Below are 333 nucleotides of genomic sequence, written 5' to 3' on the forward strand. Positions count from 1 at the left end.
CAACATCGCCTATCTGCGCGTCATCGCCTATGCCGTCTCATCCTTCTTTGGCGGCGTTTCCGGCGCCATCTTCGCAGCCATCTCGCAGTCGATCTACCCGTCGAGCTTTACCGTCACCGATTCCGTCAACTTCATGCTGAACTGCTTCCTCGGCGGCCTCGGCTATGTGTTCGGTCCGATGCTCGGCACGCTGGTGCTCTATTTCGGCTGGGACCTGTTGTTTCAGACCGGCCAGTTCCAGCTCCTGATCTATTCCGGACTGATGATCGTGCTGATGCTGGTGCTGCCCAACGGGCTGCTCAGCCTCACGGTTCCGACCCAAAAGAAGGCTTG

At 58.6% G+C, this 333-nt stretch carries 1 pseudogene; it reads left to right on the forward strand.

Annotation, left to right across the window (positions count from 1 at the left end):
• Nucleotides 1-333: pseudogene (locus tag EN808_RS35510) on the forward strand (branched-chain amino acid ABC transporter permease); the annotation flags it as partial.

Origin of the sequence: Mesorhizobium sp. M8A.F.Ca.ET.165.01.1.1 (assembly GCF_004792065.1) — a bacterium.
Classification (GTDB): Bacteria; Pseudomonadota; Alphaproteobacteria; order Rhizobiales; family Rhizobiaceae; genus Mesorhizobium.